Origin of the sequence: Paenibacillus algorifonticola (genome assembly GCF_050481745.1) — a bacterium.
Classification (GTDB): domain Bacteria; phylum Bacillota; class Bacilli; order Paenibacillales; family Paenibacillaceae; genus Pristimantibacillus; species Pristimantibacillus algorifonticola_A.
Genome location: NZ_JBCNGR010000006.1, coordinates 19,466 through 43,952, shown reverse-complemented (window position 1 = coordinate 43,952; position 24,487 = coordinate 19,466). Strand labels below are relative to the sequence as shown.

Annotated in this window: 14 protein-coding genes; 1 reads left to right on the top strand and 13 read right to left on the bottom strand. The window is 51.4% G+C overall.

Annotated elements, in window-relative coordinates:
• Positions 1-19 precede the first annotated feature (19 nt).
• The 9 genes from ABEW34_RS03780 to ABEW34_RS03740 all read right to left on the bottom strand — a co-directional run bounded on the left by ABEW34_RS03780 (position 20) and on the right by ABEW34_RS03740 (position 16,737).
• On the bottom strand, positions 20-1,012 hold the full coding sequence (locus ABEW34_RS03780; protein WP_430154994.1) for a response regulator: 993 nt from the start codon (positions 1,010-1,012) through the stop codon (positions 20-22).
• Complete coding sequence (locus ABEW34_RS03775) at positions 1,009-1,230, bottom strand: ATP-binding protein (RefSeq protein ID WP_430156149.1); 222 nt, start codon at positions 1,228-1,230, stop codon at positions 1,009-1,011. Before ABEW34_RS03775 ends, ABEW34_RS03780 begins: the two co-directional genes overlap by 4 nt.
• Positions 1,212-2,396, bottom strand: a complete 1,185-nt coding sequence (locus ABEW34_RS03770) for a histidine kinase N-terminal 7TM domain-containing protein (protein WP_430154993.1) — start codon at positions 2,394-2,396, stop codon at positions 1,212-1,214. The genes ABEW34_RS03775 and ABEW34_RS03770 overlap by 19 nt, the downstream gene beginning before the upstream one ends.
• Positions 2,397-2,535: 139 nt before the next feature.
• Positions 2,536-5,367 (bottom strand): glycoside hydrolase family 3 C-terminal domain-containing protein, encoded by a 2,832-nt coding sequence (locus ABEW34_RS03765; protein WP_430154991.1) that lies wholly within the window; start codon positions 5,365-5,367, stop codon positions 2,536-2,538.
• A 184-nt stretch (positions 5,368-5,551) separates the two neighbouring features.
• Positions 5,552-6,427, bottom strand: coding sequence for a sugar phosphate isomerase/epimerase family protein (locus ABEW34_RS03760; protein WP_430154989.1), 876 nt, complete (start codon positions 6,425-6,427; stop codon positions 5,552-5,554).
• A 120-nt stretch (positions 6,428-6,547) separates the two neighbouring features.
• A complete protein-coding gene (locus ABEW34_RS03755; RefSeq protein WP_430154987.1) occupies positions 6,548-7,879 on the bottom strand; it encodes a glycoside hydrolase family 125 protein in 1,332 nt (443 codons plus the stop codon).
• 20 nt (positions 7,880-7,899) lie between these two features.
• Positions 7,900-11,088: an alpha-mannosidase gene (locus ABEW34_RS03750; RefSeq protein ID WP_430154985.1), complete on the bottom strand. Its 3,189-nt coding sequence runs from the start codon at positions 11,086-11,088 to the stop codon at positions 7,900-7,902.
• Positions 11,085-13,400, bottom strand: coding sequence for a glycoside hydrolase family 3 N-terminal domain-containing protein (locus tag ABEW34_RS03745; protein ID WP_430154983.1), 2,316 nt, complete (start codon positions 13,398-13,400; stop codon positions 11,085-11,087). Before ABEW34_RS03745 ends, ABEW34_RS03750 begins: the two co-directional genes overlap by 4 nt.
• 25 nt (positions 13,401-13,425) lie before the next feature.
• A complete protein-coding gene (locus tag ABEW34_RS03740; protein ID WP_430154981.1) occupies positions 13,426-16,737 on the bottom strand; it encodes a glycoside hydrolase in 3,312 nt (1,103 codons plus the stop codon).
• Between the two features lie 155 nt (positions 16,738-16,892).
• Between ABEW34_RS03740 and ABEW34_RS03735 the strand changes: the two genes are divergently transcribed.
• On the top strand, positions 16,893-17,933 hold the full coding sequence (locus ABEW34_RS03735; RefSeq protein ID WP_430154979.1) for a LacI family DNA-binding transcriptional regulator: 1,041 nt from the start codon (positions 16,893-16,895) through the stop codon (positions 17,931-17,933).
• Positions 17,934-18,109: 176 nt separating this feature from the next.
• Here the strand turns inward: ABEW34_RS03735 and ABEW34_RS03730 are convergent, their stop codons facing one another.
• The 4 genes from ABEW34_RS03730 to ABEW34_RS03715 form a co-directional block, all read right to left on the bottom strand.
• The gene (locus ABEW34_RS03730; RefSeq protein ID WP_430154977.1) at positions 18,110-20,323 is read right to left on the bottom strand and encodes a helix-turn-helix domain-containing protein; all 2,214 of its coding nucleotides are present in this window, start codon (positions 20,321-20,323) and stop codon (positions 18,110-18,112) included.
• 155 nt (positions 20,324-20,478) lie between these two features.
• Complete coding sequence (locus tag ABEW34_RS03725; RefSeq protein WP_430154975.1) at positions 20,479-22,116, bottom strand: ABC transporter substrate-binding protein; 1,638 nt, start codon at positions 22,114-22,116, stop codon at positions 20,479-20,481.
• A 131-nt stretch (positions 22,117-22,247) separates the two neighbouring features.
• Entirely contained in the window at positions 22,248-23,147 is a 900-nt protein-coding gene (locus ABEW34_RS03720) for a carbohydrate ABC transporter permease (protein ID WP_430154973.1), read from the bottom strand.
• Positions 23,148-23,165: 18 nt separating this feature from the next.
• A complete protein-coding gene (locus ABEW34_RS03715; protein ID WP_430154971.1) occupies positions 23,166-24,155 on the bottom strand; it encodes an ABC transporter permease in 990 nt (329 codons plus the stop codon).
• Between the last annotated feature and the right edge of the window lie 332 nt (positions 24,156-24,487).

Below are 24,487 nucleotides of genomic sequence, written 5' to 3'. Positions count from 1 at the left end.
CAGCTTAGTTCAGCGTGTATCAACGTAGGCCGAGCTCTTTTTTGATCAATTTCACATAGTCGGTGTATTGGGCTGTAAGTCTCTTCTTGTTTCCGTCCTGCGCATGCTTGCGGAGCAGCAAGCTCAGGACGGATTCATCAAGGGGATTTTGTGCATATAGCTTTAGCAGCAGCTTCGATGCTGAGGCCGTATTGGAGAGAACGAAGAGCGTCTCCACTACATTTTTGACGAACGAGTTATAAATTTCCGCCAGCCGATCCGTTTCATGTATAGCCCACACGTAGGCTTTGCTGCCGAACAGGTCCCCTGTGTAGAGCCTTTCCACCTTCAGCGCGTCCTCCATATTAGCAGCGTCCACCCGTTTAAACCTGCTCGCTTGACGCTCAAACTCCTCAAAATCAATCATTGCATCGTCTAGCTCCAGCGCGTAGCCGTCATTTTCTGAGCGAATGGCATCTCGAAGCGCTAATGGCTCCAACGATTTGCGAAACGGATAGACCGTCGTATTCAAATACTTCTCAGCATTTACACTCGTCATCCCGGCAAAAATATCTGCAATTAGCCTGGCACGCGAAATTCTGCGTCCACGGTTCAGCAGCAGATAGGCAAGCAGCTCAGCGCTTTTGCTGGAAAGCCATTTCACGCGTCCCTGCTCATTTCTTACGGAAAAATCGCCTAAAGCTGTGATGCTGACACGATTGGCATGCTGAGTTTGAGCGCTGCTCGTATGTGAATCGCCTATCCTTTTCCTGCTTTCCAGTGCACGATGAATCGTCCGCTCCAGCCGCTCCTGCGTAACAGGCTTCACCAAATAATCGAGCACCGACAGCTCGAAAGCATCAACGGCATAATCTTTATGCGAGGTGACGAACACAATTTGAGTTTTGCAGTTCTCCTGGTCCAGCTTGGAAGCAAACGCAAGCCCGCTGTCACCCGGCATGGAGATGTCGACAAACGCCAGCTCGACGTCGATATTTTCAGCGAGAAAATCGCCCGCCGCTTGCGTATTCACGAATGCCCCGACGAGCTCTCAAACCGGAGACTGCCGCCATGCATGCGGAGAAATTCCCTCGTCAATACGAGACCAAACCTCATTTCGCTGCCGTCCTCCCCGCTTGCAAATCCAGGCTCCTTGAAAAAGAGCTCATCATGGCGCAGCAGCCGCGCCGTCTCCTCATCAATCCCGCTCCCGTTGTCGCTAACGGATACCGTTACCTCATTATGCTCAATAGAGGCGCTGACCTCGATCTTTCCATCGATATCCGTATATTCGCATTGGACAGCAAATTCCGAAAAATCAGATCCAGCATTTCCTTATCGGCATTCACCGTCAGCTTCTCATCGACAAGCTCGGAAATTTGAATGTTTTTCATCGCCGCTCTGGCCCCTGCCAGCGATAAGGCTTGGCGGACAACCTGCTGCAGGTTCCAGGCCTGCGGCCGGAATGCAACCTCGCCATTTTGGCTGCGATACCAGTCCAGCAGGTTATCAACGAGATGGAAGGTGCCGCGCACCTGCCGTCTAATCTCTTGAAAAACCCCATCGCTGGCAATATCAATTTCCTTGTCGAAGGCAGGGAAGCTTTCGATTTGCATAAGCTGGGGAAACACCTCTTCGGCTGCGCGATTGTGGTTCACGATTTGATTGTCATAATCTAGCAGTACGACGCCGTCGCGAACGGTATCAAACATTTTGGCATAAGCCAGCGGTGTTAACCGGAACAATCCGAACCTAAAAATCCCCCACGCATACACAACACCCGATACAGCGAACCCAAGCGGTGTAAAGTCAATGATCGTATTAAACATATAGCCAATATTAAAAAGCATCGGCGCCGCCGCTCCGAGAATGAGTAGAACAATCTGCTTCCGCACAATGGGCAAAGCTCGTATATACATCGGAATAAACAACAGAATGCCCAGCAGCAAAATCGTATAATTATAAACGCCATGCACTGCATACCACGGGCCTTTTAATGTATTGTACAACGGAACCGTATCGTTTGGGTTCGGAAAATAGCCCTCGTACACAAGATGATGCCATTCATTAGTAAGATGCAGCAGAAACGTGACCGACGGGATGAGAAACAGCAGCAGCGCAAACCATTTTCGGTAAGGAGCCGCAAGTCCGGTAAACTGGATCACCATCAGCAGCCAGAAGGCGGAGACGAAGGGAATGCCTAAATATTCGAACTGAAGCGACAGCTTTACGCCGTCCAAGGTAACGCTCAATATTTCGAAGGCATAGCCAAGCGCATAGCAGGATGCTGCTGTTATCATGTAAACCATCGTCCTCGCCACCTGCAAATGGCGCTTCCGATAGGACAGGAACAACACAAACAGCATCAGCGCCGTCGCAAAGCATAGCAATACTGACATCCATAATCTCGTATCCACGACGGCCCCTACCTTTCATTTGCTCTTTCGAGCATCTCGTCTATCATTCGACAAAATGGCTGAAAATCCTTGTAAAGCCCCGACCGGGATTGGTCGGGGCTTGGAATTGGACTATTAATAATCGCTGTCGTATCTGCCTCTAAACCTGTTTAAACTCAATCCACTCTATTTGCAAGCCCGGCTTGATAAATTCCAGCTTCAGTTCATAGAAGCCTGCTTCCAGCTCGACTTTCACAAGCTTCTGTCTGATCCATTTGCCTTCGGTTCCATTCGTTTGAATGGTCGTCATCCGTTGATCGTTAAGCGTTACATTACAAGCGCTTTGAGCCAGCTCCGTCTCTGGAGACATGATGCTGACAATGATCCGGTATTGCCCAGCTTGATCCACCTTCATAAAGGTCGACTCGACCGCGGAAGGCTTCACCTGTGCATTTTGGGTAAGCACTTGCACATGCTGCACTTCCTCTGGGGAAGCAGCCGCCCCAAGCGAAGCCTTCGCCTTGAACGCTTCAACCGTCTCTACGATTTCGTGTTTTCTCGAAAATACAGGCGCGTTCATGATGAACGTGCAAATATTTATGGCAGAGCGCTGCAATTCGCCGCGGGTCAACGTGCCATTTTCAAGCGATTCAATCGTATTGTCATCCCAGCCATTGATTTCCGCACCATAGTTCGGCACCACCATATACAGATCGTTCTGCGCACGAACCATCCAGTTCGTTAATTTGCGATCCGCTGGGCCACCAACCACGACATCGTTCATAATCGCCCACCAATCCGTCATCACGATGCCTTTAAAGCCCCATTCGCCGCGAAGAAGCGTCGTATTCAGGTCATAGTTGGAAGCGGCCCAATGTCCGTTGATCGGATTGTAGGAGGACATAATCGAATTCGCACCGCCCTGCTTCACGGCAATTTCAAAGCCTTTCAAATAAATCTCCCGAAGAGCGCGTTCAGAGACGACCGCATCGACCTTGCTGCGATGCTTTTCCTGATTGTTGCAGGCAAAATGCTTCAGCGTCGCATTAGAACCGCCCTTCATAATTCCTTTCGTACATGCTGCCGCAAACATCCCGGAAATCAATGGATCCTCCGAAAAATATTCAAAGTTCCGTCCATTAAGCGGACTCCGGCGAATATTTAGACCAGGCCCCAGCAGCGTATCGATGTTATTTCTTAATAGCTCCTGGCCTTCCATCACATACAGCTCTTCGACCAGCTCCGTATTCCACGTTGCCGCGAGCAAGGTGCCGATTGCGACCTGAGTCGCCTTCTGACCGCTATCCATCCGAATGCCAGACGGGCCGTCTGCTGTACAAGCGACGGGAATGCCATAGTTGAACAGCTGGTCGCTGACTCCGCCGAAAGCCGAAGCCGTTCCCGATGTAACGAGCGGGCTGCTCATGCCCTCGCCTCTAACGATGGCTGCCAAATCCTGATCACTAAGCTGCGCGATGAACGTTTCCATGCCGATTTTACCCTCAAAAACATCCCTTAGCGTATGTCCCTGATTGCCCGTCTGTGCTAATGTTGCAGGTAGATTGGTCTCAATCCGTTCCGCCATAGAAATCTTCCGCTGCGGCACCTCTACGGAGCTAAGCTCATAAGAGCCGTCTTGCTTGCGAGCGCCCGGCTTCATTCTCGTAAAGCTTTCCGTCGGCGCCATCGCTTCTTGCAGCTGCTCCACAACTTGAAGAGTATCCACGACATAGCCGTTTTGAGCCTCGACAGCTACTTCCGCTACCTTTTTCACACTCGTTCCCACATAAAAACGATAAGTGCCTGCCTCCAGCACATAAGCGGAAGGATGCCCCGTCACACCAGCGTCATCATAGGAAGCCATAGCAGAAACAGGGAAGCTCACCGTAAGGCGCTGCGATTCGCCAGGCTGAAGCGATTTAGTTTTCCCGAATGCGGCCAGCGCTTTAGCCGGTTGACCCAGCTTGCCTTGCGGTGCTTCGTAATAAACCTGCACCACTTCTTTACCCGCGAAAGCAGTTCCCGTATTCGTTACGTTGACGTCAATTTCTACGAATGGTTCTCCTGCGTCGTTGGTCAGCCTTGCATCCTCCGACTTGAGGTCGAACGACGTATACGAGATGCCATAGCCAAACTCAAACTGAACCTTTTCCGGGCAAAACGTCTCAAAATAACGATAGCCCACATAGATATCTTCCTCATAAACGTTTTTAAATTCATTTCCATAGTTCCGAGTCGAAGGATAATCGTTAATGGAATAAGCGATTGTATCCGTCAATTTGCCGCTTGGCGTTACATCACCAGCCAGCACATCGGCTATTGCATTGCCGCCTTCCATGCCGCCCTGCCAGGAGTAAATGACACCTGCAATGGGATGCACATAGCTTTCATCGTTCAGCCAGCTCATGTCTATAATGTTCGACACATTAAGCACAACAACGGTTTGTTCAAAATAAGCCGTCACCTGCTTCAGCATCGCTTTCTCATCCACCGTTAATTGGTAGCTTCCTGCCGCATCGGCATTGTCCTGGTCTTCCCCTGCGGTACGCCCGATGACCACGATTGCCTTGTTTGACTTCCTTCTTGCCTCCGATACCAGCTCATCCGTTAAAGGCATTTCCTTCTGATGCCATGGCTCAGCTGCCCAGCCACCACCGCCGTTGTCGAATGGATTTTCCTCAATCCATTTCTCATAGACAGCGGCCAATGATTCATTGACAGCAACATTCTTTTTGCCACGAAGCCCACCCAGCAAATTTGTTGTATAAGCAACATGAACGCTGCCGCCCGAACCGGTGCCGCTGCGATAATAGTTCACCTGGGTTCTGCCAAAAACAGCAACGTTGTCACCATCCTTAAACGGAAGCACCTGACCTTCATTTTTCAATAATACGGTGCCCTCTGCAGCTACCGTCCGGCTAAACTCTGCAAAACCTTCTAATGGAACTCCAATACTTTGTGTACTCAATTGATTTCCTCCTGTTTCTCCCATACCTCTATATCCACCCTCTTACTATACAAGCATCCCTTCTATAAAAGCAAAACCACTTATGTATGAAAACGATCCTTCAAACGCAAAAAAATCCCGCTATCAACCAGCAGGATTCATTCACTCAAGCTATACTTCCCCACTTTACCATTCAGCCCCGTACAGGCTTTTATCGTATGTCTTCCATCTATCTGTAGCTGCGAATAAAATCAACCGCTTTACGAATATCGAGCTCCGGCTGCGTCCCTACCTCGCGCTCAATCGTCAAATAACCGGTATACCCAATGTCCTGCAGCGCCTGAAAATAACGATTAAAATCGACTCCGCCCTCACCAAGCGGAACTTCGCGGAAAAACAAGCCGGAGGAAACCATCTCCGCGATTTTCTCATGATCCATAGGAGCATACCCGACCGCTCCATATACATCTCTCGGATCAACCTCCTTAAGACGAACGCCATCCTTCACATGGGTATGGACAATATAATCCTTCAATAGATGAACGCCTTGCACAGGATCATCGCCCGTCACCATGACCATATTCGCCGGGTCAAAATTAACCGATACGCCGTTCGTCGACAAGGTGTCGAGAAACGCTTTTAAGTCGGCCGCCGTTTCGGGGCCGGTCTCAATGGCGAAGTAGGCTCCGACGCTTTTGGCATATTGGCCTAGCTCCTCGCATGCGGTATGCATCGTATGAAATGCAGCGGAGGACGAATCGTGCGGCGTGATGCCAATATGCGTCGTTACAATCGTCGTGCCGAGATCCAGTGCCAAATCGACGATGCGCTTCGATTTTTCCACTTTCCAGCGATTATCCTCCTTGACCCCGAAGCCATGACCGCCTAAATCGCCGACCAGCGCAGAAATTTCCAAGCCGAGCGATTCTATGTAGCTTCTTAACTCCTTGCGTGCCGCAGGCGACAAATTTTCCGGGTCCATTTCCCCCTTCACCGCATAAATTTGTACGCCTTCCGCGCCGACCTCCTTGGCTTTCACCAATCCCTCTCGCACGCCCAGCCCGAAGCTGTCTACGATTACGCCTATTTTATTTGTTAGTTTCATCGATTAATGGGCCTCCTGTTGAACCTGTTATTTGATTCCTCTTCGCGAGTATACGAGCCGCTGCATCACAATGAACCAGACATCCAGCCAGCCACCACACAGAATTCGCCAGCTTAAGTTTTACTGTTCCGGCTCCAGAATCCCCTTTGCCATCGCCTTGTAAACAAGCTGCGAGAACAGGCTGTTCGACCACGCGAACCATGGACGGGTAAATTGGTGGGGATCGTCGGCATGAAAGCCTTCATGCATAAAGCCCGTATCAGCATCCGTCGCTTCCAGCACTTTGATGATAGCAAGCATTTCCTCATCGCTCGCGGCCGTCAGCCCCTGCATCGATAAAGCCATTGGCCATATGTATCCCGGCGGCGTATGGGGACTTCCAATCCCTTTTGCAGCTGTTCCTTCATAATAATAAGGATTGTCTCGGCTCAGGATGAAGCGTCTTGTGTTTTGGTAAATCGGGTCATGAGCGTCGGTGTAGCCAATGTACGGAATGGAGAGCAAGCTTGGCGTACCCGCATCATCCAATAGGCAGTAATTGCCGAAGCCATCCGTTTCATAAGCGAAGATTCTGCCATACACTGGGTGACTGTACATCCCATAGAGCTGTATGCCATGACGGATCTCTTCCTCCAAAATGGCCATTTCCCGCACAAACGCTTCGTCGCGGAATACCCATCTCGCGATCTCCTGCATTTGAGCGAGCGAGACCGCGGCGAACATATTCGCTGGAATATTGTAATGCAGCTCGCAAGCGTCGTCGCTTGGACGAAAGCCTGACCACACCATGCCCGTATAATTGACTGGCATTCCGAGCCCATCATTGCGCAGCGTGTCTATGGCTGGGCAGTTGGAGCGTTTGAAACGGTATGCCGACTGCTCCGCATGGCGCTGCTCTGTTTTCCATACATTCACAATAGAGCGCAGCGCTTGCTTGAACTGCTCGTTGAAAATATCAGTGAGCCCTGTTTCCTTCCAATACCTATAGGAAAGGCGTATCGAGAAGCATAGCGAATCCAGCTCGAATTTCCGCTCCCATACCCAAGGCGACATTTCCGTATCGTCATTGGCATCCCAATGCCAATGATTGGCCGTTTCATTAAAAGCATTTGCGTATGGATCAATCGCAATGTACATCATATGACGTTTAATGAGTCCCGAAATTAATCGCTGCAATGCCGCATCCTCTTTGGCAAAAGGCACATAATGAATGAGCTGCTCCACTGAATCCCGCAGCCACATCGCCGGAATATCGCCCGTAATGACGAAGGTCGTACCGTCGTCCATCAGCTTCGTTGTCGTTTCCAGCGTATTGGGGAAACAATTGCGAAATTGCTGCTGGAGCTTCGGGCGATGGGCCAGCTTAACCTCCGCTTCCTCCAGCACCTTTGTTATTCCTTCCGGCAGCACCAATTGCGGCAGCTTTACCTTCGGCAGCTTAAAACGTTCCATAACCTACAGCTCCCCTCCGCCTACTCCTGATCCTGTTCCTGATCCTGTTCCTGATCCTGTTCCCGATCCGATGAAACGAGCTTCACCGTTATTATTTCAAAAGGCTTGAATGCCAGCTCGAATGCCCCTCGCTCACATGGCAGCTGCCCCATTTTATCCTCAAGCAAATTCACAATAGACGCCCTCACTTTTTCCTCTGGCCACTGGATACGCACCGTCTCTCTTCCGCCCGATGACTCATAAAACCGCAGCACGGTTCCAGCCCCGTCCTCGGAAGCTTTGATCGTGTCCAAAATGACATGCTCGCTTTCAAATCCCAGCCATGCATGTCGTGCAGGAAGTGCGGGAAGCGCTGGAAGCGCTGGAACCGCAGGGAGTGCAGGAAGCCCTTCACTGTTCGGCTGCCCTGCGACCGTCATGACGGGATGATTTAATTCCATCGCACGGCGAGCAACGTGAGCGCCCCGCCAATCCGCTTGATGAGGCAAAACAGAATAAGTGAACTCATGCTCTCCTTGATCCGCATGCTCGTCCGGCCATTTCGGCGCACGCAGCAGCGATAAGCGTATGGTTTGGTCCTTAATGTCGTATCCATACTTGCAGTCGTTCAGCACACTCAAGCCGCCGTTGCCCTCGGAAATATCGGCCCAGCGATGCCCGCACACTTCAAATTGCGCCTGCTCCCAGCTCGTATTGTTATGCGTCGGCCGCTCCAATGCACCAAATGGAATTTCATACGTCGCTTTCGCAGCAATAAGATCAACCGGGAACGCCACCTTGAGCAATTTATGGCTCTCCGTCCAGTTCACCTTCGTCTGAAAATCAACGCGGCGCTGATGGCGATACAAAATCATATCCTGACTAATTTCCGAGTCATTCAGCTTCCAGCGGAAGCGAAGCACATCCTTGGTGCTGCCCCGCTGCACAACTTCTTTTGAGATCAGCTGCACAGAGCCGGCACGCTGCGCTTCAAAGCGCGGATCGATATCCCATGCATCCCAATAGGTCGGTTTATCATGAAAAAACTGCAGCTCATTTGCTTTATCACCCGGCTTCAGCCACTCCCGCTGCACAGACTTGTCATACCAACGGGTGATTTCTCCTGCGTCATTAAATGCTAGCGTGTAAAAATCCGTCTCCCAAACGGCAGGAAAGGCCTCGTCTGCTTGCGTATCCTGGGCAACGTCATCTGTATGCGCTGACGCACGCAGCCATATCGTTGTATAACCGAAGGCCGGGATAGATGGCACGTACACGGATACCGTCTGGACGTCCCCACTCCGCTTGACATCGCAAGCCAGAAGCTCCCCGTTCACATCAACAACAGACAAGCCGCTCATTTCAGCGCCGCATGTCAAGCTGATTACTTCTCCGCGTTCCCAGCCCAGGCTGTTGAACACGATGTAGGGCAGCCCCTCACCATCTGGCGCAATGCCGCCTGCAATGGCCTCAAGCGAGCGGGTAAGCGCAGCCGTCCCGATCTCCACCACCTTTGCATACTCCTCAGCAGACGTCACATAGGCTTCAGGAATAGACGTTCCCGGGATAATATCATGGAATTGATTGAGCAAAATCAGCTTCCAGCCTTCATCGAGTGCCTCCGTCACCGTGCTCGATAGCCCAGCGAACTGCCCCCACAGCTCCGCTTCGCGGTACAGCACCTCCGCCTTGCGGTTGCTTCGCTTATTTCTTGCATGCGTCGTGTAGGTGCCGCGATGCAGCTCCAAATACAAATCGCCATGCCATTTGGGCAGCGATTGTCCGCTTTTTCCGATTCCCTCGAAAAAAGCCCCGGCCGTACTGAACTTGCTGATCGGCTGACCCACCATAAAGGAAGACCGCTCGGCAAACTCGACCATTTCGTTCGTTACACCGCCGCCACCGTCCCCATGCCCGTAAAGCAGCATTTGCTGCGGATGCAAATCCTTCTGTTTGTAAGACTTCCAATGTTCATCGACATCCTTGGGACGGGTATGCTCATTTACCCCATGGTTCAAATAGGCAATGACAGAGGTGCCGTCGATGCCTACCCAATCAAACAAGTCATAAGGGAAAGCGTTCGTGTCATTCCAATTGAGCTTTGTGGTCATAAAATACGGGATATCCGCCAGCTTCAGCATTTGCGGCAGCGACGCGCAGTAGCCAAACGTATCAGGAAGCCATTCGATGTTGGAGCGTTTGCCGAACTCTTCCTTATAGAAGCTTTGACCGTATAAAATTTGCCGCACCAGCGACTCGCCGCTCGGAATATTTAAATCCGGCTCCACCCACATGCCGCCGACCAGCTCCCAGCGCCCTTCGGCAATCCGCGCCTTAATCCGCTCATACAATTCGGGATAATGCTCCTTCACAAAGGCATACAGCTGCGGCTGGCTCTGCGAATAAATGAATTCGGGGTATTCATCCATCAGCGTACATACCGTCGAAAACGTGCGGCTGGACTTGCGAACCGTTTCGCGGACAGGCCACAGCCACGCAATGTCGATATGCGACTGGCCGACCAAATGCATAAAGCCGCTGCGGCCGCCTTCCGGATCTTCTTCCTGCACCTTCTGGGCAAGCGACTGCTCCAGCCCGTTCACCCACTCGGCCTCATTCCAGCGCTGCGATTCAGCATACATAAGGTCCATGATGCGATGAATCGCTCCCACAAGGCGATTTCGCTTCATATCGCTCTCCGGCAGCGCTTTTAACGACTCCGACAACACCGTTACGCTGTACATCAAGCTTTGCAGCGGCTGATTCACTCGGACGAGCGCCGAACGGATGCCAGCGATTGGCGGCTGAATGACCGCCTGGCGATTTAATGGATCATGCGGCTCGGGAATCGGATCGTACAATTCGATTTCCAGCAGCGGCGCGCTTCCTACCCGGTCCACGGGAAGCGGCACATACCAGTGATTGCGATCCAGCCCATGATACGGAGCCCCGTTCACCTTCAGCAGTCCCTCCCCGCCGGCTTCGAAAATAAGACCAACCACATCTGAATGCCAAGCCTGCGGAATATCTGCTTTTTTCGTTAAAAAATAAGTCGTGCCATGTGTACTGTAAAGAGGATTCACATGTTGCACACCGACATTTTGCTCATCCAGCACGTATTCGCCGGGCCGGATATATTTCGCTTTTTGCATATGCCACTGCGGAAGCTCCACCTTCTCCAGCCACTGCCGCTCGGCCATATCCTGAATGAACCGTTGAATTCGAATCATGCCTGTTCCCCCTCGCGCTTAACATGCAAGCTGCATGCCAGCCAATCCTTCGAGCTGCTGCCGACCATTAAGCGGAATTCGCCCGGTTCTACAACCGGCTCCAGCTGGGTGTTAATCAGCGCAAGATGCTCTTGATTCACAGGGAAAGTGACAAGCTTCGTCTCCCCCGGCTGCAAATGGATTTTACGGAAGCCCTTGAGCGCGGTCTCGGCACGGGTCACCGATGCAGATATGTCGGTGACATACATTTGCACAACCTCGTCACCAGCCACATCACCGATGTTCGTCACTTCAATTCGCACCTCGGCTTCTCCGCCCGGCGTCATCACTTCCGGCACAACCCGTATATTATCGTAGCCAAATTGCGTATAGCTCAGCCCAAACCCGAATGGATATTGCGGCTCCAGATCCGTCTCCAAATACCGCTTGCCGCGCGTTCTCTTGGAATGATAATAGACAGGCAGCTGACCGACATGCTTCGGAATGGATACGGTAAGGCGCCCAGAAGGATTGACGTCGCCGAATAAAATGTCCGCGATCGCATTGCCGCCCTCCTGTCCCGGATACCACGCCTCCAAAATCGCATGGGCATGCTCCTCTATCCAAGGCTCGGCAATCGGCCTGCCGTTGATGTAGACGATGATAACCGGCTTGCCGAGCTTATAAATTTCCTGCACCAGTTCAAGCTGCACCCCCATAAGATTAAGCGTCGAACGGTCGATGCCTTCGCCGCACTCCATGTCGTTCCATGCGTTATCCGTAACCACGGACGCCCCTGTACGCAAATCAATGGTGCCTTCCCCGAAATCCCGGGCGCTGGAGCCGCCGATGACCATAACGATGGCATCCGATTGCTCCGCGCAGGCAAGGGCATGGCCGAAGCCGTCTTTGGCGTCGCCCTTAATTCGGCAGCCTGGCGCATACAGCACCTGCTCATCCGCAGCTGTGCCAAGCTTGCGGCGGATACCCTCCAGCACGGTGACGATTTGTCCCTTAGGCTGCGGCGAGGTGTAATCACCGAGCTGATTGTAGACGTGGTTCGCATTCGGACCGATAACGGCTATTTTGGCGCCTGCTTTGCTGAGCGGAAGCGTGGCCTTTTCATTTTTGAGCAAAATAATGCCCTCCGCGGCTACCCTTCTCGCCAACTCCACATGCTCCTCGCACCCAATAACCTGCTGGGCAAAATCAGGATCAACATAAGGCCGTTCGAATAAGCCCAGTCTGAATTTCATGTCGAGCACCCGCCCTGCCGCTGTATTCAGCTCATCCTCGGTCATCAGCCCCTGCGCAAGCGCGCCCCTTAAATGCTTGCCATACATATAGCCGGACATCTCCATATCGACGCCTGCTTTCAGGCTTTGCGCCACTGCCTGCTCCCCGTTCTCCGCCGTATTGTGGCCGCTGACCAGCATTTGAATCGCGCCAAAATCGGTAATGACAAAACCGTCAAACCCCCATTCCTCGCGCAGCAGGTCGTTCAGCAAATAGGAATTTGAGGTGCAGGGCACACCGTCAATTTCGTTGTACGCCGTCATGACGGAGCAGGCACCCGCTTCGACCGCCTTTTTGAACGGCAGCAAATCGATTTCATGAAGCTCGCGCAGCCCCATATGGACGGGAGCCGCATTGCGTCCACCCTCGGAGCTGCCATAAGCAGCAAAATGCTTAAGCGTCGCCACAATCGTTTTGTCCGTATCCAGCCGCTCCCCTTGCAGCCCCTTAATCGCCTCGACCGCCAACTCGCCGATCAAATAAGGATCTTCCGCGAAGCATTCCTCCGTCCGCCCCCACCGCGGGTCGCGCACGACATCAAGGACAGGCGAATACGTCGCAGCGCCCCCCTGGCTTCGAGTCTCTGCCGCAATCGCCGCGCACATTTCCCGGTACAAATCCTTGTTCCAGGTGCTTCCGACCGTAAGCGGAACGGGAAATACCGTTGCCCCAATTGCCATATGCCCATGAGAACACTCCTCCCCGAACAGGATCGGAATACCAAGGCGGGAGTTTTCGATCACGTACCGCTGGATTTCATTCGTCGCTTCGGCGCCTTGTTTTGGCGTTAGTCCTGTCTCCAGCGTCACCTCTGTCCAAGGATCGGCGCGAAGCACGCCGTATAAAGAACCTACTCCGCCCCGCGCAACCTCTTCCTTGAACTGTTCCGTCACCTGTACGGTGCCGTCCGCTTCCTTGAGGTAGGTTTTCCATCCCATAGGCTGGATGAGCTGGCCGATTTTCTCCTCTATTGTCATTCGTTCGAGTAAATCCTGAACCCGTTTCTGAATCGGAAGCGAAGCGTCTTTATAGTCCATGTGCACATTCTCCTTCTGGGTTGATTTAGCGTTTGAAAGCTCTGATGCTCACTTGCTCAGGGCGATACACCGACAATAGCTGTCCTTCGTGGTCGGCAGCGAACATGACCGTCCGTTCCTTTTCCAAAACAAACGCATATTGAGCGCCAGTCAACGGGTCCCGTATTTCCAGTTCCATATCACTGCTATATTCGGATACGAAAATATAAAGATTGCCTTCATTAAATTGCAGCTTCCGGCCATAAACGCCCGGAGCGTCGCCGCCGCTTAGCCATTCCAGCCCACGCTCGGCGCCGGAAGCACGCAGCGCCTCCTCGTACAACTCCTGCAGTGGCTCCCATCTATCATTCAGCTCCAGCGGCAGCGGACACCAGATGAAGCTGCCTGCACCGAGCGCCATGCTGACCGGACTTTGGCCGGCATTGATGGCATTATTGGTATTGTTGGTGTTACTGGTATTGCTAATATTGCTAATATTGTTGGTATTGTTGGCATTTCTGGCACTGCTGGCACTGTTTGCACTGTTTGCACCGCTGGATTTGCTAGTATTGCTGCTACTACTGCCAGACTGCGAAATTGGCCGATCGATAGCCAGCTGCCCGATTTTGCGTCCGCCGAACGATACGCTGTACCTCTTGCCGCCCAGCAGCAGCGCCTCTTCACGAAGCACGTTGCCGGGCACCGTCTCACCAATCTCAGCCCGCAGCCGCTCATTAGCAGCGCCCCAATAAGCGTCCAAGCGGAGCGGCCCCGTCCATAGCACGGTGCTGCCTTTCTTCGCCAGACTAACGAGCTGCTCAAACGCTTCGTCGCTAAAATTATGGGCGCTCGGCACGATAATGAGCTTAGCTGGCTGGCGCACAAGCTCCTCCAGCTGGTATTCGCCCACGCCCCGAGGATGTATGTTCATGCCGAAGGTGAGCACCCTTACCGCTTGCGAGGTAGCCTCGAAAGCCAGCTTTCGGCTCGAAAAATCATTGGAATACGGGTATACGACCGCAACGTCCTCCAATACCCGCCCCTCAAACAGTCCACCAATGCCCTGCATAAAACGGCCAAAATCGTACGTCACATCCGTTTCAGGCTTCTGGGTGCCATCAGCCCGAAGGGCCCCAATATTCGATTCATTCGCATTGTTCATAAAGGGATTAATATTCCATATCCATTGCACCGCTCCGGCGCCTCCAGTTGAGAAGGCGTAGGCATATTTTCGCTCCAAAATGCGATGCAGCTCTTCTTCTGAACGTTTCGCCATGCCATCCGGGCGCTGAATATGCATAATGCCGGTTTCTTGGGTCAAGTTTGGCTTATCCAACGTTTTGGTGAAAATTCCGTCCCACACCAGCTGATCCATCAGCCACCAGCTATGTACCGTCGTATAATCTACTACGGAACCGTAGAAAAAGGGGGATGGCCGCTGCCCGCCCAGCGCCTCATCCTGCCCAACCGTCACAAGCTGGCGCGGATTGGAGCTGCGAATGGTGGAGGCCAACTCCAGTGCCCAGCGATTGTGGATATCCATCGTGAACAGCGCATAGTCCAGCCATGGCCCCCATTTTTTCGGCAACAGCACGCTGTCAAAATGGGTATCGCCCGGGTCCGGCGGCATCGCCGCCTCAAAGGATGGCAGCTCTCCGGGAGTCATATTCCATCGTTCCTGAAGCCGGGTAAGGTCGCTGCCGTGGCGCTCCTCCAGCCACTCGGAAAACGCTGCCCGCTCATAGCGGTCCGCAAGCGCTCTCGGCCCTTCGAATACACGCGCCGGATCGAATAACGAAGGCTCATTGATCAGATCCCAATGGACGTGCGTCGTGGCTTGATGGCGGGAGACGATGGAAGCGATGAACCGTTTTTGAGCCTCAACAGCCCGCGGGTCCAAATACGGATTAACTCCTTCCCACGCCTCGGGCGTAAATGAGAAGAAAGTAAAGGTAACCTCCAGCTCATTCCGCTTTGCCGTAAGCAGGAAAGCGTCGATAGCCCGCAGCACATCCTCGGCCACATGTCCATCGGCGAACATCATATTGCGGTACCCCGTCCAAATGCCGGTCCGTATCAGATTGACTCCAGCCCTTCGCATCTCGGCCATATCCCGCTCCCAGCGGCTCACATTCGGCAAATGGAGAAACTTGCGCGACACGTCGGAAGCCATATACGTCATGCCGACGATAGGTACAGGGCGTCCGCCGCGGTAAAAATAGTCTCTTCCGCAGGCAAGCAGCTCCCCGCTGTTCAGCAATTCCCTGTCCATTCCCCAATAAGCCTGCTTCATCAGCCGAACTTCGCCTGCATCAGAGCGGGCTTCGCAGGTGATCGAGTGAAGGCCCGCCACTGCTGGTACTGGGACAGGAATACGGAGCAGCTGCAAATCCCGACGCCGCGGCCCCGTCTCCGCTTGCAGCGTACTTTCCCAAACAGAGGTCTGTCCTTCATACTCTACCTTCAGCTTGAACGTCCAGTTCTGCTCGATTAAGCAGGTACGGGACAACGACTGCAATTGAAGCGTCAAAATAGGCTGCTCACCCCGCTCATAGGCGGCGTAATTGGGCTTCAACCACAATTCTGTGACGCCTCGTCCGACATATTCAGCGAGCTCCTTAAGCAGCTCAGCACCCGCAACGCCCGCTGTGTCCGCTGTGTCCGCTGTGTCCGCTGTGTCCGCTGTGTCCGCAACACCTGCACCGTCCCAAAATGGCTGCCCCAGCTTCTGATTGATCAATATCCAGCGGCCTCCTGCAAAACTCCCTTTCATGTTCTCTAGCAGAACGACCGGAGCCGCTCTGCCGCGTCCATCGTGATCCACCCCAACAAGCAGCGGGTAAATAAAAGCATCCATTGGGCCACCCGAGCCCATCTCGGCGGGAATATCGCTTGATTTTGTCGCATGCAGCGTCAGTCCCCACGTCGATTCCATGCCAAAAAGCGCTTCGCGCCCCAGAAGCAGCGGGAATTCGGCCGATGCGGCTGCCCGTACTACTTTCTCAACGGATGCAGGTAGCGCATCATGGATATTTAAGAGCTGATGATACGCGGTCTGCTCCCGCTCCACTCTCCAGCCGTCCCCCTCTTTCACAACTGGCCTGCGAAAAGGAGCACCGCCTGCATGAAGCAAGCCGCCTCCTCGGTCCAGATGAGCTTTCACACCGCCCCATGCGGATTTTGGAAAATACGGGCCGTGCAAATGAATAAGCGTCTCCCAATTCTCCTCCGCCAAACGAGCGGATAGCGTATGTGCATCGGCGAATTCAGCCCATACGGAAAGCTTCTTCCATACTTCCGGCGAGGGACGCACACCCTCGTAAGGAAATGCCTCATCGTAAAACACTAAAATTTTCATAGACCCTCCAAATGAATATTGTTATTTTTGTTAGGTTATTATATAATAACGTTATGATAAAGCCAGTCTATAACTTTTGCCAACAAACGTCAACGCTGTTATTTAGCGTGAGTTTAGCATGACGTTTGTTAGTCCCATCACCTAAGGAGAACAACATGCCACGTAAAGTATCGATCCAAATGATCGCCGATCAGCTCGGCCTATCCAAATATGCGGTATCCCGCGCGCTTAGCGGAAAATCTGGTGTCAGCCAGGCCACGCGCGAGCGGGTTTTAGAGTTTGCCAAGACGCTTGGCTACGGGCTTCCTTCCCAGAAGGCGCCTTCACCTGCTCCCGATGCCGCTTCTTCCTTTGTCCTGATCTGCATGAACCCTTCCAACCGAGTCGATCCTTTTTATTGGCAGCGGGTGCTCGAAGGAATCATTTCCGGGTGCAGCGAGAAGGGATGGCCTCATGTTATCGTCTCCCAGCCTGCCCTGCTTCCGGCCGTGTCCGATTTATCGCCGCAGGAAATTATTGCGCCGCACTTGGACTGGAACAACTGCCTTGGACTTATCGTCATGGGCGCATACCCTTATGCCGTCCTTCAGCTTATGGCCCGCACTGGCAAGCCTCTCGTGCTGCTCGATCATAATGAGCCTTTGCTTGATTTTGATTCGGTCAATCATGCGAATATTGAAGCGGGAATTCTCATTGCCCATCATTTGCTGGTTGCCCAGAAATGCAGAAGCCTTATTTTTCTCGGTGATGATGGCCGTTCTGCCAGCTTTGCCGAAAGACGGATTGGCGTAAGAACCGCATTGGAGCGCTACGGCGGCCCAGAAGCGAAGCTGCAGGAGTGGGAGCTGGCCTATGAAGAGAAGGATTGGCTCGCCGCCACTGCGGAACGTTTTGCCCAGCTGGCACCAGAGCAGCGGCCTGATGCATGGATTTGTGCCAATGACGACATCGCCATGCAATGGATGCAGCAGCTGCAGAGGATGGGCATAGCGGTTCCTGAGCAGACTCGCGTGTCGGGTATTGACAACGTGGAGGCAGCCGCCCATACGACTCCACGGCTCACCACCGTAAATCTCAGCAAGGAAGCACTTGGCAGTCGTGCAATCGAAGCGCTGTGGCGCCGCATTGAACGGCCGGGAACACCGATGGAGCGGCTGCATCTCAGCGCCACCTTAATTCCGCGAGACTCCGCTTAAGCCTCCTATTCCGTATAAGCTTGAACAGCGGACTTTCCCTTATAAAAGACAAACGGCGATAGTTTTTTGTGCAATCACAATAAACTACCGCCGTTTATTTTGTGAAGCCGCCCGCTCCGCTACCTACTATCTATTTATAACGCTTGTTCGCACCTATCATTGCCGCTATAACCTGCTCATATCGCCTTGCGGTAATCGCTCGGCGCTATGCCTACTACATTTTTAAAAGCCCGATTAAAGGAGTTGTAGTTGGTATAGCCCACTTCCTCGCTAATTTCCTGAATCGCCCTGTCCGTCTCCAGCATAAGCTGCTTCGCCCGCTCTATACGGTGGCTGATGAGCAAATCGACGAACTTCTCGCCAACTTCATCCTTGAACAGCTTGCTTAAATATTTCGGGTTAATATCAAACAAATCGCTTAAATAATTCAGCGAAAGCTCGGGGTTATTATAGTTTTCCTCCACGTACTTGCGGATTTCCAAAATATGCGTCCGATGCTTCTTGCTGCAGCGCATCGCCTGCATCTGCTCCGCCAGCTCCCGGAACGTCTCCCAGCAGAGCAGCCGCAGATCATCCAGCACTTCCCATTCCTCCAGCCCGCGAAGGAGGCGGTCGAACGAGGCCGACCACAGGTCTTGGTATTCACGAGGCAGCTCGGCGAATTCCCGATTATAATGCTGGAACAGCAGCTGCACCGTATTCATTATTTCCTGACGGGACAACACGGAGGCGCTGATTTGATCAAACAAACGTTCAAAATGCTTTTCCCACGTTTCATCGGACAGCCGCATCGCTTGCACGAACAGGGAAATTGTTTTGAGGAACTCATACACATCATTTTTAGAATCCGGCACTTCCCCATACGAAACCATTCGGTTCATGCCCAGCACTGCTTTATAGTCCAAAGCATGGGAAGCTTCCTTGAGCGAAGCTCTAAGGCCCTGTACATCACTCGCCACCCCACCCGTCCCAATCGTAACGGTGAAGTTCAAATATTGCCCAACCTTCTCCAAATAGCCGGACAGCACCTTGCGCTCAATCTGTTCAGACAACGCCGTTTCGGAAAGCCAAAGAATCGCATGCAGCCGGCGCTCCGATATCCATTCCGCCCATACGTCCGCCCCCTCCTGCTGGGCACTTTCTTGCAGCACCGTAGAGAGGACGAACTTGAGCAGCGTTTGATCATGCTGATGATAGTCAGCGGCAAACTGCGGATAACGGTCAATTTCCACAACCATGACCATCCATCTGCAGTCAAGGTCCGGAAGCTTAAACTTCGTCATTTCAGCCTGCAGCTCGCTGCCCGTGAAAGGACGCGTTCCTTCAAGCAGCTCCTGAAAAAAATATTTCTTTTGCAAAATCAGATTTTCTTCGTATTTTTCTTGATATTGCTTCGTTTGATCGATCATCCGCTCCAGCGTGTTTTGAATAAACCGAAACTCATTTTCTTTCGTAGAGCTCATTCCTGGTTGTTTTTGCGAGGCGACCGTCTGAATTAACGTCACAATTTGCTGGATAGGCTTGTAGTTTCTTCGAGTGACGTAAATAACCCAAATGACGCCGATTAGCACAACTGCGATCGCAAAAGCAAACCATATATTATAAAATTGCAGCGCAAATTTAACGACTTTCCCATTATTAATCCCCGTCTCTACCTTCCAGCCGCTGTAGCTGGATGTAAAGGTTGAGAAAACCTCGCCAGAAGCAGGCTTAGCGCCCGCGCCTTGAGGCATCTGCTCCCCCCACAAATTCCCGCCGGAGCTGCTGATCACATTAACAAACGTATATTCGGGATCATACATCTGCATAATCGACTTCCGCAGCGTTTGCAAATCCACATTGACGACCACAAGGCCAGTTCCGCCCTCCATGCCGCGAACAAGCGTCACGACCTGCTGCGCCGTCTGTGAAGGAAGAGCCTTAAAATTTCTGAAATCCACCCATTTTCGCGTCGGGTTGCTGCGGCTTTCTTCTATAAAAGAGGCGTCTGGAAACTCCTCAATCGGTACCGCCTTCCCGTTGCTGAATACGATATTGTCCTTGTACCGGACCAAATAAATGGAATCGATTAACGGGAAATTGATTTTCAGCTCATCAATGACGTCAAGAACCTGAATGCCGGCGTACACATCATTGCTGCCAGCAGCCGTATAATAATTTTTCAAATCCGGATTCGTCAAAATTTCCCGCAGCACTTTAAAATCAATCGAGCGCAGCGAATTGTCCAAATACTGCATCACTTGGGACGCCAGAAATTCATTGGCCTTTAAAGCTTCTTTGCGATTTTGCTCATTGAACAGCTGAAAGAAAATAATAAACAATATCGTCGTCACAATAAAAAAGACCGGCAAATAGGACAGCAGCAAACGTCTAAACCAATTGTTGTTCATCTCCGAGGTCCCCCCTCACTTTTTATACACGTGACAACAACCTTCAAAATATTCATTTATTATATAGGATGAAGCGGGGCTGTCATAGGAGAAGACCGCTCCGAGTCATGTCTGACAACAAGGAGCAGCCCCGTAGAATAAACGTTTATGCTATTTTATTTTTTCTCAATCGCACGCTGGTAGATCGCCAAATAATTGCTCAGGCCCAGTCCATCGAAGCCTTTGACATAGCTGTCCCAATCTTTCTCTATGCTCTTGTTGCCCAGGATGAATTGCGCCATATTCGTCTGTACATAATCTTTGACAGCGGTTGTCAGCTGAGCAGCTGCTTCCGTATCCTCTGGACGAATAAAGACATTCGAAGGATACACTTCCTTCGGTGCATAAGGCGCATACACATTCGTCGCCTGTGCCAGACGAGTGCCATAGCCTTCGGACACTAGAGGGTCCTGCCCTTCTACAAACAAGTTGCGGAACGTATTGGACAAATCATGTGCGCCAATTTGCGACCAGCTTTCGTTAACGACGACGTTCGGATCACGCTCAGGCAGGTTGTAGTAGCTGTACTTGGCAGGCTCGCCATTAATATTTTTCTCATCGGCGCCAGCCATTTGCCAGCCCTTGCCCTCCGTCGGGCCGTATTCCGCATAAAGCGCGCCTTCTTCGCTGAACATGTAATCAATAATTTCAATCGCTGCGATTTGCTGCGCCTCCGAAGCTTTATTCGTAATCGCAAACTCAAATTCGCCTACGCTTTGCGTAGCGCCTGTAGTCTGTACACCATCCGGCCCCTTGAGCGGAGGCACGATATCCCAATGCTGATGGCGCGTAATCGTCTTATCGTACGTATTGACCAAGTAACTTACGAGCGCAGTCGTAATGGAGCCGACCACTTCGTCGCCTTCCCTGTTGCCGAGCTGTCCTACTGCTTGGTCATTCTGCGTAAAAGCAGCCGGGTCGATCAAGCCTTCCGAATACAGCTTGTGCATGTATTCCAGACCCTTCTTCCAGCCCTCTTGGTTAGCGGCAAAATCAACCTTGCCGTCATTGACGATTAAATATTTGTCGTTGTCGTTATAGATGAAGCTATTCATTAAATAAGCGTCAATATTCCCGTTCCACACATATTTGTTCGGAGCACCTGTAAGCGGAATTTCATCAGCTTTGCCATTGCCGTTAGGGTCTTTTTCTTTAAAAGCTTTAAGAACGGTATACAGCTCATCGGTCGTCTTCGGCATTTCTAGCCCAACCTTGTCGAGCCACTCGGTATTAATCCAATATTTCTGAGCATACGTACAGTGGTAGCATTCATTAAAAATAGGCAGGGCGTAAATTTTACCATCCGGAGCGGTGATCGCCTCTTTGAAATACGGTTTTTCTTCCATAATCTTCGTGAGATTTGGAGCATGCTGCGCAATTAAATCGTTCAGCCCAAGGAAAATCCCTTGACTCCCGTAGGTTTGAAGGTCTGAGGTTGTAAACTTGCCATGGAGGAATACTTCGGGATAATCGCCACTCGCCAGCAGCAGCTGCCTGCGATCCTGAAGCGCATCTGTTGGAGCGAGATCCCATTTCAGCTTCACGTCAAACTTGTTTTCAATGAATTTCGTGAATTCATTATCTTCCATAGGTGCCTTGCCTTGTGGAGCAAAAAAAGTCATCGTTACAGGCCCTGTGCTCTCCCCGCTGCCGCCGCTGCTTGGTGTATTATTGCTTGGCGCAGAGCTGCAGGCCGACAGTACGGCAACCGTAGTAAAGACAAGCACCAACATCGAAATCCAAGATTTTTTCAAACCAGACTCCTCCTTTTTAATGAACGCCACTTAATTGTCTGTTACTGCACTATATTGAACCCTGCCTGGAAGCCCGTTCAACCTTCGCCTCCTTCCAAGAAGGCTTCCAGATGGCGGACATCACAGATGCCCTACCCTTTCAAGGAACCAACCATAACCCCTTTGACGAAATGCCGTTGAACGAATGGGTACATGATCAAAATTGGGATGCTCGCTACAACGATCAAGGCGTATTTAAGCACCTGCTCAAACCCTTGATCACGAAGCTGCTGGCTCGTATTGGCGAGCATTGCCGGATCGGCCGCGTTCAGAATGAGCAAATTGCGCAGCACATATTGCAGCGGGAATAAATTTTCAGAGCGCAAATAAATGAGGGCATCAAAGTAAGCATTCCAATGGCCTACCGCATACATAAGCGTCATAACTGCCAAAATCGGCTTCGACAAGGGCAGTACAACGCTGACCAAATAACGAATGTCCTTGCAGCCATCGACCTCAGCGGCCTCCCGCAATTCATCCGGAATAGAGGACTGGAAGAAGGTTCTGGCCACAATGACCTGGAACACCGCCAGCGCCCCCGGCAGCCACATCGCCCAGCGCGTATCGAGCAGGTGAAGATCCTTCATCAGCAAATACGTCGGAATCAGACCGCCATCGAAAAACATCGTGATCATCATAAAAATAATGATGGCGCCGCGGCCATAAAACGTTCGGCGGGATAACGGATACGCCAGCATCACCGTCAGGATGACATTGAACGCCGTTCCGACTACCGTGTAGATGATCGTATTATAAAAACCCATCATCAGCTGCGTGCTTTTAAAAATCGAAATATACGCCTTAATGTTGAAATCGACCGGCAGCAGCCATATTTGCCCGGCTGTAACCGCCCGGGAGGAGCTGAAGGAGGAACTGACGATATAGAGCAGCGGATATGCGACGACAATCAGCACCAGCACGAGAAATAAATAATTGATGCCCATAAACACGCGGTCGCCGAGTGGGTCTTTAATTCGATTCCGATTAAACATAGATGGCCTCCTCCTCCTTTACCATAAGCTGTTCTTACTGACTTTTCGGGAAACTGCATTGACCAAAATAAGCAAAACCAGATTGATAATTGAATTAAATAATCCGACCGCCGAGGAGAAGCTGAAATTCGCTCCAATCAACCCGACCTTATACACATAAGTGGAAATGACTTCCGAAGCGCTCGTATTCAGCGGATTTTGCATCAAATAAATTTTCTCAAAGCCAACGCCCATAATGCTGCCGAGATTTAAAATCAGCAGGATGACGGTGACGGGGATGAGGCTCGGAATGTCGATATGCCATATTTTTTTGATTCGGGAGGCCCCATCCATTCGAGCTGCCTCATAGAGCGAGGGGTCAACACCGGCAAGCGCAGCAATATAAATAATCGAAGAATAGCCCATCCCCTGCCATACACCCGACCATACATAAATCGATTTAAAATATTCCGGTATGCCCATAAAGTTGGTCATGGTCATGCCAAGGAAGGTAAACAGCCGGTCTACGACGCCAACATGCGGCGACAGCATCAAAATAATAATGGATACCATAACGACCGTTGAGATAAAATGCGGGGCGTAGGTGACCATCTGCACTGTCTTTTTGAAATAGCCCGTTCGCAGCTCATTGAGCGCCAAAGCCAGCAGGATCGGAATCGGAAAACCTGCAATCAGCGTGTACAGGCTAATGCCAATCGTATTTTTAAGCAGCAGCCAGAAGTTTGGAGTGTTGAAGAAGGTTTCAAAATGTTTAAGCCCTACCCACGGACTTCCCCAAATGCCCTGAACGACGCTGTAGTTTTTGAAGGCAATTTGTACGCCAGCCATAGGCATGTACTTGAAGATTAATAAATACAGCACCGGGGGAAGCACCAATAAATACAGCTGCCAATGCCTTTTGAGGCTTTTAAGAAAAGGGTGCTCTATTTTGCGCTCGCTCTGGCTCATGCTTTTTTGGGGCTTCATTCGTGCCGGTATCGTTCCCGAGTTCTGACTCATCTGCATCATTCCCTCTATATTTTAATGTAAAAATACCTAACACAAATTTTATTATACAGCTTGTTTTTTTGATGAAACTTCGTTATCGCGTTACTTGTGTAAACTATTCTATCAGGTAGCGCTTTCTTGCATTGATCGTACCTTGAGTTGGTTCATATGCGCAATTTGCATTTTTCTCACACCTCTCGATATTCCAGAAACCCTTGTTTAATCAGGGAAAAACGGTGCTTTCCTCTCTTTTTTCGCCAATGGATAGCAGATACATAAGGTGGAAGCAGAGGATATACAAGGGATAAGCAGAGCAAAAAAAATCCCGAGGGACACTAATTCTCCCCCGAGAT